Annotated in this window: 13 protein-coding genes; 1 reads left to right on the top strand and 12 read right to left on the bottom strand. The window is 46.5% G+C overall.

Going from position 1 to position 18,177, the window contains the following annotated elements:
* Positions 1–3: 3 nt before the first annotated feature.
* The 10 genes from ACOIT5_RS10450 to ald form a co-directional block, all read right to left on the bottom strand.
* On the bottom strand, positions 4–288 hold the full coding sequence (locus ACOIT5_RS10450; RefSeq protein WP_423130414.1) for a hypothetical protein: 285 nt from the start codon (positions 286–288) through the stop codon (positions 4–6).
* A 183-nt stretch (positions 289–471) separates the two neighbouring features.
* Positions 472–1,233, bottom strand: coding sequence for an IS5 family transposase (locus tag ACOIT5_RS10445; RefSeq protein WP_423128629.1), 762 nt, complete (start codon positions 1,231–1,233; stop codon positions 472–474).
* Between the two features lie 850 nt (positions 1,234–2,083).
* Positions 2,084–3,322 (bottom strand): efflux RND transporter periplasmic adaptor subunit, encoded by a 1,239-nt coding sequence (locus tag ACOIT5_RS10440; protein WP_423130413.1) that lies wholly within the window; start codon positions 3,320–3,322, stop codon positions 2,084–2,086.
* Positions 3,323–3,326: 4 nt separating this feature from the next.
* Positions 3,327–4,814 carry a TolC family protein gene (locus ACOIT5_RS10435; protein ID WP_423130412.1) on the bottom strand — a complete coding sequence of 496 codons (1,488 nt, stop codon included), beginning with the start codon at positions 4,812–4,814 and terminating at the stop codon, positions 3,327–3,329.
* An 11-nt stretch (positions 4,815–4,825) separates the two neighbouring features.
* The gene (locus tag ACOIT5_RS10430) at positions 4,826–6,202 is read right to left on the bottom strand and encodes an ABC transporter permease (RefSeq protein ID WP_423130411.1); all 1,377 of its coding nucleotides are present in this window, start codon (positions 6,200–6,202) and stop codon (positions 4,826–4,828) included.
* A 25-nt stretch (positions 6,203–6,227) separates the two neighbouring features.
* Positions 6,228–7,607, bottom strand: a complete 1,380-nt coding sequence (locus tag ACOIT5_RS10425) for an efflux RND transporter periplasmic adaptor subunit (RefSeq protein WP_423130410.1) — start codon at positions 7,605–7,607, stop codon at positions 6,228–6,230.
* Between the two features lie 225 nt (positions 7,608–7,832).
* Positions 7,833–9,215 (bottom strand): phosphoglucosamine mutase, encoded by a 1,383-nt coding sequence (gene glmM, locus ACOIT5_RS10420; RefSeq protein ID WP_423130409.1) that lies wholly within the window; start codon positions 9,213–9,215, stop codon positions 7,833–7,835.
* Positions 9,216–9,234: 19 nt separating this feature from the next.
* The gene (locus ACOIT5_RS10415) at positions 9,235–10,755 is read right to left on the bottom strand and encodes a glutamine synthetase beta-grasp domain-containing protein (RefSeq protein ID WP_423130408.1); all 1,521 of its coding nucleotides are present in this window, start codon (positions 10,753–10,755) and stop codon (positions 9,235–9,237) included.
* Between the two features lie 32 nt (positions 10,756–10,787).
* Positions 10,788–13,430, bottom strand: a complete 2,643-nt coding sequence (locus ACOIT5_RS10410; protein WP_423130407.1) for a valine--tRNA ligase — start codon at positions 13,428–13,430, stop codon at positions 10,788–10,790.
* Between the two features lie 325 nt (positions 13,431–13,755).
* Positions 13,756–14,868 (bottom strand): alanine dehydrogenase, encoded by a 1,113-nt coding sequence (gene ald, locus ACOIT5_RS10405; RefSeq protein ID WP_423130406.1) that lies wholly within the window; start codon positions 14,866–14,868, stop codon positions 13,756–13,758.
* A 252-nt stretch (positions 14,869–15,120) separates the two neighbouring features.
* Here ald and ACOIT5_RS10400 point away from each other — a divergent pair, with 252 nt between their 5' ends.
* Positions 15,121–16,332: a pyridoxal phosphate-dependent aminotransferase gene (locus ACOIT5_RS10400; protein WP_423130405.1), complete on the top strand. Its 1,212-nt coding sequence runs from the start codon at positions 15,121–15,123 to the stop codon at positions 16,330–16,332.
* Positions 16,333–16,440: 108 nt separating this feature from the next.
* On the opposite strand, the gene ACOIT5_RS10395 is transcribed toward ACOIT5_RS10400, so the two are convergent.
* Both ACOIT5_RS10395 and ACOIT5_RS10390 read right to left on the bottom strand, forming a co-directional pair.
* The gene (locus ACOIT5_RS10395) at positions 16,441–17,046 is read right to left on the bottom strand and encodes a hypothetical protein (RefSeq protein WP_423130404.1); all 606 of its coding nucleotides are present in this window, start codon (positions 17,044–17,046) and stop codon (positions 16,441–16,443) included.
* Positions 17,047–17,210: 164 nt separating this feature from the next.
* The gene (locus tag ACOIT5_RS10390) at positions 17,211–18,176 is read right to left on the bottom strand and encodes a PorP/SprF family type IX secretion system membrane protein (RefSeq protein ID WP_423130403.1); all 966 of its coding nucleotides are present in this window, start codon (positions 18,174–18,176) and stop codon (positions 17,211–17,213) included.
* Position 18,177 lies beyond the last annotated feature (1 nt).

Raw genomic sequence — 18,177 nt, 5'->3', positions numbered from 1 at the left:
TTTTTAATTAAACCAATAAGATAATTTCATGACCAGGGCCCGGTTGCGCGAACTCCAGTTGCCGGTAAAATAATTATCGGTGTACACGACAAAAAAATCCGAAACAGGTTTATATCGCCACTGAAAGCGCATATTGACGTTCATGTTGTCGATTTGCTCATTGTACTGAACAAAGGTTGACAAAAAAAGTTTATCGGAGAAGGTTAAATCGAGTTTCGGGCCAACCAGCAGGAAATCATCCTCCCGGAAAGGTTCAGGAAGGCGAATCCTGTTGTAACTAAAATTCATGGAAAGATTCACATACGGCTGAAAACGGTACCCACCTACTTCTCGTCTTAGCGCCAGCGGTGACGAGGGATTGCTGTGGTTACCGATTGCTGTCGGGACAAGCTGTTTGTAACGACAATAAACAAACGTATTGCATTGAACAGTATTTATTAATATCTTTTAGAGACTGTTTTGAAATCATTGTCAAAATTTGTTAAGCATCAATCTTATCATTGATAATTGGACAAAGGCTGCACTTGTTTCGGTCAACCTTTCATAGTCTTTCGAGGTCCGTCGTTGAAATGAAATCCAGGCAAATGTTCTTTCAACAATCCATCTTTTAGGCAGGATTTTGAATTTGTGGGCTTCATTTCTTTTGACAATTTCGAGGGCCCAACCAAATTTTATCCTGGCTGTCTCTATTAATTCCCCCCGATAACCGCCATCGGCAAATATTTTTACGATCCCTTTTATGTATTTATTTTTAAGGATTTTAAATACAAGTTCTGCGGCCTTGCTGTCATGTGGCGTTGCTGAATGGACTACAATGGCCAGTAGTAAGCCAAGGGTATCAACAACAATGTGCCTTTTTCTGCCCTTAATCTTTTTGCCGCCATCATACCCAATCTCGTCTTGACAAACATTGACTGTTTTAACGGATTGACTGTCAATTATGCCAACAGATGGAACAGGGTTTCTGCCTTTTTGCACCCTGACCTTTTCGACAAGATAATCATGCAATTCCTCCAAAAGCCCGTTTAACTTCCACTTTCTGAAGTAATAATAAACTGTCTGCCATGGCGCAAAGTCGTTGGGGAGCATCCGCCATTGGCAACCGGATTTGGTTATGTACAAAATTGCATTCACAATTGATCGTAAACTATGTTTTCTTTTTCGCTCTTGTTCAAACAAATCTTTTATAACTTGCCACTGGTTATCGGTTAAATCACTTGGGTAAATTTTCATCGTACACTAATTTGTCGTTATTTTAGTGCAAAGAAAATCTAACCTGATATAGTTAGCTGATAACCAATTTTTTAATTATAAACACCTTGGTGTTAATTGCGCTATAATATTTTTTAAATTTAAAATCAAAACAGTCTCTTAATCAAAAATGTCTGCCAACAACTATTTTATCACCGATCAAAATGCCGTTTACTTTTTAACGTTCAACGTGATTGATTGGATTGATGTGTTTACACGGAAAGAATATAAAATTGTCATAGCTGATTCATTGAACTATTGCATCGAAAATAAAGGACTGGAAGTCTACGTGTGGCGTTTGATATCAAATGTTTACCCCAACTGGGATAGATTATTACATTTAAACTAATATTGTTATGAAATATATTTTTAGTTCTTTGGAATTGCTGTTGATAATCGTTTACTCAATTATTATTGGGTTAGGCCTAAATGGCTTATTTTTTCAAACTGTTGAAATTAGAAATTCTCTTATTGTAATTAGTTTAGGGATCTTCCCTTTGATGATTTCTATCTTAAAGAGCAGGCATAAAAAACATTAAGTGATGAGTATGTTAAAAGAAATTGCTGGTCATTTGGCATCTGTAAATTCAAATAATTTAGGCACTTGCCGGCGCGGCTTTGCAAACCGTGCTTTGAAAAAGCAAAAAAATGACTTGTCCGGATTTCAACGGAATTTGCCAATAGGGCAAAGGCACAGTTTGCAAATTTGCGCCAGCGGGAGGAAAAGGGATTTGTGCATGTTCAACCAACATTGTGAAATGAGTTACAAACTCAAAACAGCCTCTCCCTCGTTTCCGCTTCGCTCAAAGGAGGGAGAGGTTGGAAAAATACCCTAACCCCCAGCCTGTTCCGACTCCGGTTTATACAACAACACCCGGTCGCCTTCTTCCAGCCCTTTCACCACAATAATATGCTGCTCATCTTCGGCGCCAAAATCAACCTCACTACGCACAACCTGTGTCCCTTTTTTTAAATAAACAAACTTCGATTTTCCGTCTGAAAAAACAGCTTTCAGGGGAACAAGCAAGGCATCTTCGCTGCTTTGCACAACGATATCGTTATTACAGGTCATTCCCGGTTTTAGTTCCGAATCGGCATGGTCGAAACGGATGATCACCTTGAATACCTTCATATCGAACCCGCTTTTGTCTTCTCCCATATTGGCAATCTGAATGACTTTTCCGGTGAAAACCTGTTCGGGCAAAGCATCGACCACGATCCGCACCGGATAATCCAAACCGATTTTGGTGATGTCGATTTCTTTGATGTATGTTTCGACAATGGCCGACGACATATCGGGCAAATTAGCCAGTTCGCCCCGCCAGGTGCTGATGTTGCTGTCTTTTGTCAGTTTTTTTCCAAGGAAGTCCTGGCCAATCATCACAATGCCGTCGCCCGGCGAGGTAATCCTCACTGCCGCCAGGGCTTTTTGGTATTTGTCCAGAATATTCTGAAGGCGTTGCGCGTTGTCCTCGTATCGTCCGATCTGAACTTTCAGCCGGTTTTGTTCCAACTGGAAATCCCGTTTCTTTTTGTCGAGGTCGATCTTCGCCTTCTGCCAGGCCATCTGGGCCTTTCGTTGTTGAGCGCCCGATTCATATTTCGACATGTCCAGGTCAATTTGCTTGTATTCCAATTCAAGCAAGGCATTGGTAATTTCTTCGCGTCTCGCGGTCAGTATGACCGTACTGTCGATCACGGCATTTTTAAGATCGGCATCCACCCGTTCTTTTTCAGTGACCCGCTCGCGCATATTATTCATCAGGTTGCTTTGGTCGAGCTGGGCGATAAACTCTCCTTTCCTGACAATCTTTCCTTCCTGGATCAGATCGCTGATTTTATAGCTCCACACCCGCAACTGATCATCCTTCAGGGCTTCGGGCAAATCGATTTTAATGGATTTTTCGCCGTTCACCTCTCCCCGTCCGGCTACCAGCGCCTCAAGTTTTCCGCGTTTCACCAGGGCTGTTTTCCCGTCGCTTCCGCCGCCGGTAAAAAACAGCCATCCGGCTGCGGCAACGACCAGTACAATCGTTCCGGCAAGCAGCAGGTTTTGTTTAGATAGCTTCATAAAGTTACTTTTCAAGGAGTTTATCGTATTCAACCGAAAGGCTCTCGTTTTTAACAAAGTCGAACAAGGTTTTCATTCGCAGGGTGTAATAATAGTTCCAGTAACGACGTACCGCGTTGATGTAGGACCGACGTGCCGTTTCCAGGTCGTTCCGGGCAATATTGAGGGTGGTCACATCACCCTTGCCGATTAAAAACCGCTGCAGGGTCACCTCGTAACCTTTCCGGGCGACAGTATCGGCCAATCCGGCATTCTTCACCTGCTCGGCCTGCAGGTTAAATTCGATCACGTCCTGAAAAAGCTCCTGCTCGAAGTCGATCCGGCCTTGTTCAATAGTCGCTTTTACCACTTCCCGGTTGTATTCAGCCATCTGATATCTTCCTTTGCGGCGACCCCAGTCAACAATCGGGACACTCACGCCCAGGCGAAACCGCTGACTGTTATCGGGATTTTTGTACACATCCGAAAACTCGGGGGCCGATTGATCCAATCCGTAAAGTGCAAATATACTGGTATTTAAGCCGGCTTCCGACTTGGCCCTCGCTACATTTTCATCCTGCTCCAGCAGTTGTTGCCGGTGTCCGATAACGATGGGGTTATTCTCCAGGGCCTTGTCGATGGCAAGTCCGGCTTTAACTTCGATCCCGGGAATGTCGGCCGGAACAACACAATCGACAAGTGTGGTTTTTTCGAGTCCTAAAAAGGAGTTCAAATCGGCCTGCGTGCGTTGTACTTCCGATTTGGCAGCATTTAACGACTGCTTGGAGTTCAGCAGGATTAACTCCATGTTCAGCAATTCGCCCTGGGTAATGGTTCCCACCTGAAAACGTCCCTGCCCGAGCCGGTAAAGCGTATCGGCGCTGGCTAAATTATTCTCGGCAATGTTTAACTGGATCTGGGCGTCGACCAGGTTGAAAAATTTACCCACCGCCTTGATCGACAAGGCCTCACGCGACTCGATCAGGTTTTTTTTGGCCTTTTCAAATTTGAGCGGTTCAATCCGCGACTTCCATTTCAGCTGATTATAACCGTTCAAACTCTGCGTGTACCCGATACTGATGGGGGTTGACTGGTAGGAATTGTTCCGGCTGTCGCCCAAATTTTTCACCATCCCCAACTGCGATTGCAAAAACAGGCTGCCGCCCGTTAGGGCTACGTTCTGATTCAGCGACAAACTGAAGTCCGAATTCAAATATTCCCGCTGCACATATTCTTCTTCGTTGGTTTGAAAATTGTATTCGCGGGTACGGTAGCGGTTAAACACCACCGGGGTTGCATCCAGGTTCAGACTCGGGAGCTTATCGGCCTTGTAGTAACGGAATTCCCAATAGCTGGCGCGGTACATATTGTCGATCCGAAAGGCATCAATTGAACTCTCCGAGGCCATTTCAATCACGTCTTCAAGGGTAAGTTTCAGTTTTTCGGATTGGGAGTAACTGCTCACCGAAAGTAAAACAGCCAATATCAGTAATGACAGGTATTTCATTTGCATAACTTTATGGTTTATTGACGAAGGGATTCTACGGGATCTTTTTCAGCCGCCTGTTTTGCCGGAAGGTACCCAAACGAGATTCCCACCAGGGCCGACACCCCAAAGGCAATCAGGATACTGAAAAACGACACGATTGTTTTGATATCGAAGATCATGGTAATGGCTTTCGACAAAGCCACCCCGAGCAAAATTCCGATAAGCCCTCCGGTGACACTGATCAGGGTTGATTCGGCCAGGAACTGCGCCACGATATCTTTCCGGGAAGCACCGATCGACTGACGAAGGCCAATTTCGCGGATACGCTCCAGCACCGAGGCCAGCATGATATTCATGATCCCGATTCCGCCAACAATCAGCGAAATCCCGGCAATTGCCCCAAGCACAATGTTGAAGATATTTTTGGTTCGTTGCTGCTGTTTCAGCAGTAGCTCGGGAATGGTTACCTCAAAATCATATAGTCCAGAATGCCGACGAAGCAACATCCGTTTGACCAGGTTGGCCGTGGCGCTCAGCTGCTCGGTTTCTTTAACCTGTATAATAATTTTACTGAGCTGGTTGATGTTGGGATCTTCGTCAACCGCATCTTCACTCTGAGTCATACCGCCGATAATGATGATCCCTCCGCCGCCGCCTTTGTTGGAGTTCGCTTTTTCGACCTCGTCGCCCCTAACCAGCGAACGGTCTTTGAAGCGGAGCAACAAGGTTTGCACCGGGATAAAGATCTTATTGTCGGAACTGCTGATGCCCATTTCATCGGAGGCCGATGCGGTGAAATCACGCCGTTCGACCACGCCGATAATTTTCAACCAGATTTTCCCGCACTTGATGTATTTGCCAATGGGATTCTCCTGGTTGAAAAAAACATTCCTGATATTATCGCCGATGATGCAAACGGGCTGTCCGGTTTTATTCTGGTAATCGTTAAAAACACTTCCCTCCTTTAAACTGATGTTAAAGAGGTCGAAATATTCCCGGGTGGTTCCTTCGAGCACCACCGGCTTACTTTTCCCGTCAACAACCGCCGAATAGTTGAACGAAACAACCGGGCAAACCTGATCAACCGAAGGAATAACCTGTTTGATGGCTTCCGCGTCGAGCAGGCTTAAACCTTTGGAGAATTTTTTGCTTCCGCCCTTATTGTCGTTATCGCTGTTACTGTCTGAATTGCCTACCACCAGGTCGGTCGGGGTTACAATGATATTGTTCACCCCTACCATTTTGATTTGTTCCAGAATTTCATGTTCTGCGCCATTTCCGATAGCCATCATACTGATGACCGCAGCCACGCCGAAAATGATTCCCAATGCTGTTAATAAGGATTTGACCTTATTGGCAAAAATAGCCTCCACAGCAATAATGATGTCGTGTAGATATCTCGTTATAAACATGTTATTTTCTGTTTACTCATAGGAATTACCTGATGATCCTGTTCGCAGGCATTCCGGCCGGCATTCCCGGTTGCGGCATGGTTTTATTCTTTTCATACTCCATCCGCGCTTCTTCGGCCGTCTTGCGTTGTTCTTCCCGTTCCTGTTTGATCTCGGCGTAAATATCGAGGCCGGCAAACGATAAACTTTCCGCGTTTTCAGGCTCATTCAGACAGATTTCGTCGCCTTCCTGAAGCCCTTTGGCAACCATCACAAAGTTTTCGTTCTCCCCCGAAAGTTTTACAATTTGTTTCACATAACCTTTCCGGTTAAGAAACACGTAACGCATGCTGTCATTCTCAAAAACAGCGTCGGTTGGTATAAACAGCGTATCGGAAAAAGTATTGGTAACAACTACGTTGCTGGTGGTCATGGCCGGTTTCAGGTCTTTATCTTCCCCGTAAATTTTAATTTTCACCTCGAATACTTTGGCGTCACTGTTCGGCATGTTTTGCCCGATGTTGGCGATCGACACTACTTCGCCGGTCATTGTTTTATCCGGGAAGGCATCGATCCCGATTTCAACAGCCTGCCCTTCTTTTACCCGGGAGATATCAATCTCGTTGATGTAAGTGCGTGAAATCAGGTTGGTCATATCGGGGATAGTGGCCACTGACCCGTTTCCGCCCACTTCGGAACCAACTTTGGTAATCCCCCAGGGGTTTTTAATGTAGGTGACTATACCTGATTTCGGCGAAGTAATGGTTAGCGAACCATACAGTTCTTCCAGTCCCCCGTAGCGTTCGTTCAACTGTCGGTAGTTAATGAACCTGCGGTTCACCTTATTTTCTTCCTGCTGTACTTTCAGCGCGTAGGCCTTCTTTTCCTGTTCATATTTCCGCCGGGCCTTGTCGAAATCCATTTCCGCTTTTTTCTGAATGGAAGGAGATTCATAAACCGATTCCTTCACCGCGATTTCTTTTTCTTCCATTTCAAGCATGGCATTGGTAATGGCATCGCGCTGGTTCGAAAGATTCAGGTTCGAGTCAATTTTAGCATCCTGATATTCCGAATAAGCCTTATCCAACTCATCCTGGGCATTTTTCAGCTGCTCCTGCACCGCGTCGGGATCAAGGCGGGCAACAAAATCACCCGAATCCACATAAGTTCCTTCATCCACCAATTCGGTGATTTTTAAACTCCAGATCCGCAAACTGCGGTCGTTCAACTTAGCCGGGACCGGAATGTTTTCTTTGTTTTCCGATTCAATCTGGCCCGACGCATACACTTTCACATCAAAGCTCCCTCGCTGGACTTTCGCGGTCAGTACGATATCTCCCGGTTCGGCCGACCGGAAAAACAAGAATACAACCAGTAACAGAACGGGGACGAGAAGCGTGAACAGTAATTTTTTCCTGCTTTTCATGAACTTAGCTCGTATTTAGTAATTATTGGTTTAATGGTGATGATCTATGATGACGATCTGATAATATTTATGTTGTGTTTTGCATCATTGTTAAAAGCTTAACAAGTTATCTAATTTCAACCGTTTGGATCGAAGCAATGAAGAAATTGTTCGAAAAATTCTTTTGTTAAATGCAATTATCGTGCCAAAAAAAATCCGACAATTGCCGGATTTTGTTATTTTTTATTAAATGTGCCCTTCAATATCCCTGATCAGTTGCCGGGCCAGTTGGTCTGCCGTTTCAGGATCTTTTGCTTCCGAGTAGATACGGATAATTGGTTCGGTATTTGATTTCCGGAGGTGCACCCATTTTTCGGCAAAATCAATCTTTACCCCGTCAATGGTACTAACCTGCTCATTCCGATATTGTTTTTCAATTTTCTCCAGAATCAGGTCGACATCAATCCCGGGTCGTAATTCAATTTTATTTTTCGATATGAAGTAATCAGGATAGGTCTTTCTAAGCTCAGAACATTTGATTCGCGCCCCGGCCAGTTGGGTGAGGAACAAGGCAATTCCCACCAGGGCATCGCGTCCGTAGTGTAATTCCGGGTAAATAACCCCCCCGTTCCCTTCTCCTCCAATGACGGCATGGGTTTCTTTCATTTTGGCAACCACATTAACTTCGCCAACCGCCGAAGCGGCATAACTGCACCCGTATTTTTCGGTGATTACGCGCAACGCCCGCGACGAAGATAAATTTGAAACGGTATTTCCGGGTGTATTGGATAAAATGTAATCGGCTACCGCCACCAGGGTATATTCTTCATTAAACATACTCCCGTCTTCGCTGATGATGGACAAGCGATCGACATCGGGGTCAACCACGAAACAAACATCTACCTGTTCTTTTTTAACCAGTTCGCAGGTTTCGGTCAGGTTTTCCGGCAGGGGTTCGGGGATGTGGGCAAATTCGCCGCTTGGTTCATCGTTGATCGGAACAATGCGTTTTACGCCCAAAGCGCGAAGCAATGCCGGGATGCAAATCCCGCCGACCGAATTAACCGAGTCGAACGCCACTGAAAAACCGGCTGCACGGACGAGCCCGGCATCAACCAGTTTCAAGGCCAGGATTTGCCGGATGTACTCATCCAGGTAATCTTTTTCGCTGATCTTTCCCAAATCGTCAACACCGGCAAAACTAAAACTTTCTTCTTCAGCATATTTCAGAATGCTTTCGCCTTCGGCTCCCGAAATAAATTCGCCTTTGCTGTTCAGCAGCTTAAGCGCATTCCATTGTTTGGGGTTATGGCTGGCAGTTAAAATAATGCCGCCGTCGGCCTGTTCGCCGGTAACGGCAATCTCGGTGGTCGGCGTACTGGCCAGTCCCAGGTTGACCACATCGCAACCCATACCCGATAAGGTAGCGCAAACCAGGGCATTCACCATTTCGCCCGAAATGCGGGCATCGCGGCCAACCACTACTTTCACTTTTTTCGAAGAAGAAACTTCTTTCAGCCATTTGGCATAAGCTGCCGTAAATTTAACCACGTCGAGCGGCGACAGGCCTTCGCCGGGTAATCCGCCAATGGTCCCGCGAATCCCGGAAATTGATTTTATTAATGTCATATTTGATTTTTTTAACAAACTACATATCATTCAGGTATTTGTCAACCAGTTTTCTAAAATCCCGGTTTTCACCACTGGTTCTGAAGTGATCGCACCAGTCTTTATCATTAAATGAGCGAAGTTTCAACAGGATATGATTGATGATCGACTTTGGAAAAATCTGGTCCGATTCAAACAGATCCCGGGCATTTTCAAGCGCCCCGGCCGATTCATAACAGGAAACAGGCAGTCTTTGCGAGGAATCTAGTCCCTGATCTTCCCCGGATGCGAACCAGTTTTCATCGGTTTGATACTCACCGGCTTTTTTCAGGGCCCCGCTGTCTGAAAAACCATGAAGCATGGCCACGATCAAGGCCGCTGAAAACAAATACGGATTGGCTGATCCGTCAGATCCGCGGTATTCAATGGTTTGCCGGCTCGAATTATCGGGGAGTTTATTCTCCTTCTGCTGATTGGCATGGGCTGCCAAAGCTTTCGGCTCGTTGAAAACCAGCGGAACCCGAACCAGGCTCGATCGGTTACTGAATCCCCAGCCAATATGCTGCGCGGCCTTCTCGCCGGGCATCAGCCGCAAGTACGATACCGGGTTGGTATTGGCAAAAGCCGTTAACGCCGGGGACAGATCCAGAATGCCGGCAATCATTTTTAAACTGGCTGAAGTCAGTTCGCCGTTTTCGACCAGGGCATTGCGGCCGTTCTGTTCGGTCAGAAAATGGACGTGCATGCCGCTGCCGGGTTCACTCAACGCAATTTTAGGGATAAAAGTGACGCTAACGCCAAATTTTTGTCCCAGCATCCGCAAAATCCATTTGGCAATCACCAGTTGGTCTGACGCATCGTCCGGATCAACCGGAGAAAACTCCAGTTCGTGCTGCTCGTGCATTTTTCCATCACGGGTAAAACGTCCCGTTTCCGTATGTCCGAACCGCACCCGTCCGCCGCAACGGGCAATCAGCATCAGCGCTTCAATCCGGAGTTGTTCGTTTTCGGAGAAAGGTTCGGCACAATGATAGCCGTTCTCCGAATCAAAACCTTCGCGCGAGGTATTGCTGATGACATAGTATTTTAACTCGGCCATCATCTTCACCTGCATTCCGGTAGTATTAAAAAACCGGCGTTGCGCTTTTCTCAGGATGTATTCGGGCGAACTTTCCAATGGCTGCCCGTCGGCCCCGTAAAACGAACAGAGGATATCAACCGCCGGAATTTTTGAAAACGGATTTAAAAAGGCCGTTTTATAACGTGGCACCAGGTATAAGTCGCTTGAATTAGGCTCCAGATACGGGAAAATACTGCTCCCGTCGACCCGTTCGCCAAACGACAAGACCAATTCCAGGTCTTTTCGCCCGTTTACCATGAAGTTGATGGTTTTTAATTTACCGTCTTCGCCCACGTAACGAAAATTCAGCAACTGAATCTCCCGCTCCTCAATGTAACGGATGATATCGTCGCGCGTGAATTCGGCTGCAGGTTTTTGCAGGTATTGTACCAACAGATTAGGCTGAAAAAGCATACATTCATCAACTGGTTTGTCATCCAAAATTACGCATGTAGGCCGAATTAAAAAACAGTTTACTTCAATTTGGCAATTTGTTCCTCCAATACCCTGATTTTTGCTTCGGCATCAGCTTTCTTCGCTTTTTCGGTATTCACCACAGCTTCGGGGGCGCTGTTCACAAAACGTTCGTTGCCGAGTTTCTTCATCACCGAATTCAGAAAACCTTGTGTGTAAGCCAGTTCAGCATTCAGCTTTTTCAATTCTTCTTCCACATCAACCAGGCCGCCCATCGGCACAAAAAAGGTGGTTGATTTTACCAGGAACGAAGCGGCGCCAGGCACTTCTTCGCTCACCTGCTTCAACGACGAGAGGTTCCCCAGTTTTACCAGAACCGGATCAAAAGTCACGGCGTAACCTTTGTCACCAGGCATCACCGCCAGTTCGAGCTGGTCTTTGTTCGGAATATTATTTTTCGTGCGAATATTACGGATACCTGAAACTGCTTCTTTGGCATCTTCAAACTGCCGGAGCAGGTTCTCGTCGAAACCGGTCGATACCGGCCATTCACGAACCATGATGCTTTCGCCTGCTTCCCGTTCTTTCAGCAATTGCCAGATTTCCTCGCTCACAAAAGGCATAAACGGATGTATAAACCGAAGCACGGCATCAAAGATCTCAATCAGTTCGGCATAGGTTTTCCCGTCGACCGGCTGCTGATAGGCCGGCTTTACCAGCTCGAGCAACCAACCCGAGAACTCATCGCGCACAGTGGTATACACCGACATCAGCGCGTCAGACATCCGGAACTTATCGAAATGATCGTTGGTTTGCTCAATCACCTGGCTAAACTTTTGTCGGAACCAGTCAATGGCCAGTTTCGAGTGTTCGGGCTGAGGGATGGTATGGTCCACTTCCCAGCCCTTTACCAGGCGAAAGGAGTTCCAGATTTTGGTCACAAAACCGGCGCCTTGTTGCGGAAGGCTCTCATCGAATAATAAATCACCTCCGGCGGGAGAGCAAAGCAGCATCCCTACGCGCACCCCATCGGCGCCATAATTGGCAATCAGGTCGAGCGGATCGGGCGAATTACCCAGCGATTTCGACATTTTGCGACGCAGTTTGTCGCGCACCATACCGGTAAAATAGACATTTTTGAATGGAAACCCTTGGCGGTATTCGTAACCGGTAATAATCATCCGGGCTACCCAAAAGAAAATAATATCGGGAGCAGTTACCAGGTCGTTAGTCGGGTAGTAATATTGTATCTCCTTGTTTTCAGGATCGCGTATGCCATCGAACACCGAAATGGGCCACAGCCAACTTGAGAACCAGGTGTCCAATACATCTTCGTCCTGTTTCAGGTCGGCCATCGTAAGGGCTGAATTTCCGGTTTTTTCTTTGGCCAACGCCAGCGCCTTTTCAAAGGTTTTAGCCACCACAAACGAACCGTCGGTCAGATAATACACCGGAATGCGGTGGCCCCACCACAACTGGCGGCTGATGCACCAGTCTTTGATGTTTTCCATCCAGTGGCGGTAAATATTTTTGAATTTTGGCGGGTGAAACTGAATTTCATCATTCATGACATTCTCCAAAGCCGGAACCACCAGGTCTTCCATTTTCAGAAACCACTGGGCCGATAATTTGGGTTCAATCGCTACATGGGTACGTTCCGAATAACCTACTTTATTTGTATAATCCTCTACTTTGGCGACATTCCCTGCTTTTTCGAGTTCAACCATAATTTTTTCGCGAACGGCAAAGCGGTCTTCGCCAACAAACAAACCGGCAGCTTCGCTCAGGGTGCCGTCATCGTTAAAAATATCGATAGCGGGCAAGTTAAAACGCAGGCCGATTTCATAGTCGTTGACGTCGTGAGCCGGAGTAATCTTCAGACAGCCCGTACCAAATTCCATATCCACGTACTCATCTTCGATAATCGGGATAGAACGGTTAATCAGCGGAACCAGAACCCGTTTCCCTTTCAGGTGGCGGAAGCGTTCGTCGTTTGGGTTCACGCACACTGCCGTATCGCCCAGTATGGTTTCGGGACGGGTGGTAGCAATGGTTACGAAAGAGGAATCAGGGGAAGATGGATCTTCGTCTATTTTATATTTCAGATAATATAATTTCGACTGAACTTCTTGATAGATGACTTCTTCATCCGACAGAGCTGTTTGTGCAGCGGGATCCCAGTTGACCATGCGTACGCCGCGGTAGATCAAACCCTTATCATACAAGTCGACGAAAGTTCTGATGACCGATTCGCTGCGGGGCTCGTCCATGGTAAAGCAAGTGCGGTCCCAGTCGCACGAAGCGCCCAGTTTTTTTAACTGTTCCAGGATGATTCCGCCATGTTTGTGCGTCCAGTCCCAGGCATGTTTTAAAAATTCGTCACGGCTCAAATCGGTTTTGGAAATTCCTTCTTCCTTCAGTTTGCCAACCACTTTGGCTTCGGTAGCAATTGAAGCATGATCGGTACCCGGCACCCAGCAAGCATTTTTTCCTAACATACGCGCCCGGCGGGTCAAAATATCCTGAATGGTATTATTGAGCATGTGCCCCATGTGCAGTACTCCGGTCACGTTTGGCGGCGGGATTACAATCGTGTATGGTTCACGCTCGTCGGGAACCGAACGAAAATAACCTTTTTCCGTCCAATACCGGTACCATTTATCTTCAACTTCTGTCGGGTTGTACTTACTGGGAATCTCCATGTGTATGTGATTTTAACTAATTCTGAATTGAGCCACAAAAATATAAAAAATACCTGACAGCCCGTTTATTTTCCGATCATCAATCCGAAAGCAGATTTAGTTAACCTAAAAAGAAATTACAGGTTGGCACAAAAAATAAAAGAGGCTGTCCAAAAAGTTCTAAAATTCGCAATTCTTGTGATCCTGAATTTATTTCAGGGTCTGACGATCAGAAAGATGAGATCCCGAAACAAGTTCGGGATGACTCTACACTGGGCTTTTGCAGTCTCAAAAAATAAAACCCCGCCGTTTCGGGCGGGGTTTCATTAATTTATTGAAATGATGCTTACAAAACCATATCTGCAGGAACATATGGCAGGCCGAATGCTTCGGCAACACCTTCGTAAACCACCTTTCCGTCAACGACGTTTAAGCCCTTTCGGAGCGGCAGGTTGTCTTTGCAGGCTTGTTTCCACCCTTTGGCGGCAAGTTGCATGGCATAGGGCAAAGTAGCGTTTGTCAGGGCAATGGTCGAGGTACGCGGCACTGCGCCCGGCATGTTGGCCACGCAGTAATGAATCACTTCGTCGATCACAAAGGTCGGATGCTCATGCGTGGTCGCCTGAGTGGTTTCAAAACAACCTCCCTGGTCCACTGCCACGTCTACCATCACGGTTCCCGGGCGCATGGTCGACACCATATCGCGGGTAACCAGTTTCGGCGCTTTGGCTCCCGGAATCAGCACCGCCCCAACAATCACATCGTGGGTTTTCACCATTTCACGAATATTGTACTCGTTGCTCATCATGGTTTTCACGTTGGCAGGCATAATGTCGTCGAGGTAACGCAGGCGTTTCAGGTTCACATCCATGATCGTCGTATCGGCCCCAAGCCCGGCGGCCATTTTCGCAGCTTCGGTACCCACAATACCCCCGCCGATAATCAACACCTTTGCCGGTGGAACTCCCGGAACTCCTCCCAGAAGCACTCCGTACCCGCCGTAGGTTTTCTCCAGGTATTTGGCGCCTTCCTGAATCGACATCCGTCCGGCAACCTCAGACATGGGTACCAGCAATGGCAACGACCGGTCATCCAACTCCACCGTTTCGTAAGCCAGGCAAACTGCGCCCTTTTCAATCATGGCATTGGTTAACTCTTCCGACGAAGCAAAGTGGAAATAGGTGTACAGGATTTGTCCTTTTTTAATTAAGGGATATTCCCGGGCAATCGGTTCCTTCACTTTTATAATCATTTCCGCCAGGGCGTACACTTCCTCGATGGTCGGAAGCAGCCTGGCGCCGGCAGCCCGGTAATCTTCATCTGTGAAACCGCTTCCGTGCCCGGCTGTTGTCTGTACATACACTTCATGCCCGCGTTTGGTTAACTCGGCAGCGCCGGCCGGCGTTAAAGCCACCCGGTTTTCATTATTTTTAATTTCTTTCGGAACTCCAATAATCATACTTCTGAGTTTTTAAATCTTATGATTCAAAAATAGCGGAAGCGGCTTTCGAAAAACATGATTAAAGTACAACAATCAACACTATCGCTGTGATAGTTAACAATTAACCGGGAACCAAACCAGCAACAACGGATGAATATTACAAATCAAAACTTCAGCAAGATTAAATATTTCAATTTTAACGCCATAGGATGATTCTAATTTAGAATTGTTAGTTGTATATTTGCCGCCTAGCAGAAAATTTTTTACAACATGCCTACGACATCGAAACGGGGAAACAAAATGCCTGATTCGCCAATCAGGAAACTGGTTCCCTTAGCAAACAAAGCAAAGGAGATGGGCCGTAAAGTGTACCATTTAAACATTGGTCAGCCCGACTTGCCAACACCTCAGAAAGCACTCGATGCAATCCGGAGTATTGACAGAAAGATACTGGAATACAGTCCAAGTGAAGGAATTTTGTCGTTCCGTCAGAAACTGGCGAAATACTATCACAAGTTTAAAATTGATGTCGGGGTGGAAGATATCATCATTACGGCGGGTGGCAGCGAGGCGGTAACTTTTGCGTTTATGTCGTGCCTCGACCCGGGCGATGAAATCATCGTCCCCGAACCGGCTTATGCCAATTACGAAGCATTTGCCATTGTTGCCGGCGCGGTGATCAAATCGATCCCATCCAAAATTGAAGAAGGTTTTGCCCTTCCTCCGCTTGAGGAATTCGAAAAGCTGATCACCCCGAAAACCAAGGGGATTATGATCTGCAACCCGAACAACCCGACGGGTTATTTGTATACCCAGTCCGAAATGAACGAAATCCGCGACCTGGTAAAAAAATACGACTTGTACCTGTTCTCTGACGAAGTGTACCGTGAATTTTGCTACACCGGCGCCCCCTACATTTCAGCGTTCCACCTCGACGGGATTGAACAAAACGTCATCCTGATCGATTCGGTTTCGAAACGGTACAGCGAATGCGGTATCCGGGTTGGCGCCCTGATTACCAAAAACAAGGAAGTACGGCGTAATGTGATGAAATTTTGCCAGGCCCGCCTGAGTCCGCCCCTGATCGGGCAAATTGCAGCCGAAGCATCGCTCGAAGAAACCGAATCGTACCTGATGGATTCGTATAACGAATATGTCGAACGCCGAAAGTTCCTGATTGACGGACTAAACCGCATCGACGGCGTTTACTCGCCGATACCGATGGGCGCTTTTTATACCGTTGCCCGCCTGCCGGTTGACGACTCGGACAAATTCTGCGCCTGGTTGCTCGATGAGTTTGAATACGAAAACGAAACCATTTTTATGGCGCCGGCATCCGGCTTTTACACTACCCCGGGTTATGGAAAAGATGAAGTCAGGATCGCCTACGTGCTTAAAAAGAAGGATTTGGCCAAGGCCTTAAAAATCCTCGAAGAAGCCTTGAAAGTTTATCCGGGAAGGAAATACAAAAATCACGAATAATCCGGCATAACCGGAACGAAAGCAGCTGCCCGGAAAGTCTTGATTTTCCGGACTTTTTGGGCTGTTGTTTTCGTCTCAAAATATCGTCCGGCAGATTCCCGGTCGGCCTTACCTGATAAAGGTAAGAACCGTCACAAAAATGCTCCAGATGCTGATTCCGTTGATAAAAAGAATCTCTGCAAAACCATTGACCCCATTTCGGATGATGGATAACAGCGTCAGAAGAACGACAACGCCAATAATAATCAGTCCCGAGATTCCCAGAAACCACAAATTTTGAAGAATAGCCACCTGAAAGGTGACGATCAGGGATGGAAGCAGTATAAATACATTTACGGCCAGTAAGTTATGAAGTATCCGCTGGAGCGAAGTTTTCGGATTCCGGATGTTGTAAGGATACATATTGTGCGGTACAAAGGCAAGCAGGGTCATAAAGGCAAAGCTGTAATCGATGTACTTCATCAATTTCTCATGCTCTCCCAGGTCGTAAAACTCAGCCAGCAACCAGAAAAAACAATAGGTCAGAATAGCCGAAGCGAACAAAAGGCTTTTATAGCCTTTGCTGTATTTTTCGCCGTATAAATGTTTATTGCTGAAGAAGCTAAGCGTTTGCGTTGCCGGATCAAAAACAACATGCCTTAAAGCTCTTCGAACCGTGTACGGCAAGAGGCCTGCATACAGAAATCCGGTTAATAAAAGTCCAAGTTTAATCATATCGGTTTAGCTACCGGCAGCGTTTGCCAAATTGCTTTCTTCTGCCATTGAAAGAACTGAAGATAGCTAAAAATTGTTCGTAAACCGACAATCCCGGTTAAAATTCAGAACAAAGGCCCGGCGGATGATTGGTCATTCTCCCATTAAAAAATTCACCCCACTTTTTAGAAATATTGTTTTCTTACGTAGGGACGTTTATAGAAGTCGACTTCGTAAACCACCCTGAACTCGTGTGTTCCTGCCTGGTATTTCCAGATTTCACGTCCAAAAGGGAATTCGGCGGCATAACCAAAACGGATGTTCGGAAGCATCACAAACTGGGTAATCACCGCAACCGTATTGTTTGACCGGTACATCCCGCCGATCCAGAATTTATCGAAAAACAGGAAGTTCGCAGAAACATCGGCCTGGATCGGCTGGTTAAACGCCGCTTTAATCATGGCGGTTGGTTTAAACCGGACTTGCCGCTGACGCCCAAAAAAATAGCCGCCTAACAGGTAGGCATACCGAACATTGGCTAAGGAAGAAAAATTATTCCGGTTGGCCTGAAAATCATTATTGATGATCTGGGGAACGGAGAGCCCGACATAATAATCCCGGGTATACACCAGGGCTCCCACCCCCCAGGCAGGCATAAAGTACATATGCACATCTTTCTGGAATGCATCATCCGGTGTATAGTCCGGGTCAAGCCGGTACTTGGTCAACAAGTTGGCATAGTTGACAAAACCGGCTTTTACCCCCAGCCGGAGGTAAGTATGCCAGTCCAACTTCACCTGGTAGGCATAATTGGCTGTAATGGTCAGCTTCTCTTCGTACCCAAGTCGCTCATCCACAATATCAACGCCCAAACCATTATTTTCATTTTTTACCGGTTTATACATCGACACCGACGAAACAAGTGGGGCTTTGTCGTGCCCCACATAGTATTGTCGTGTAAATACCTGGATCCCGATCTTATCCCACATACCCGAATAAGACGGATTAATCGTCTGCATACTGTTCATGTACTGGGTGAAGATAGGATCTGTCAGTTGAGCCATTGATTGAGTCGCAAACAAAAACAGCGTAATGGCCAACAATCCCTTATAACCTCGATCCAACACCCAAATTTTCATCCATTTTTGCATA

It is taken from the genome of Gaoshiqia hydrogeniformans, from assembly GCF_049347105.1.
GTDB classification, from domain to species: domain Bacteria; phylum Bacteroidota; class Bacteroidia; order Bacteroidales; family Prolixibacteraceae; genus Gaoshiqia; species Gaoshiqia hydrogeniformans.
Note: the sequence above shows the minus strand (reverse complement) of the source record. Positions and strands in the feature narration are given on the sequence as shown.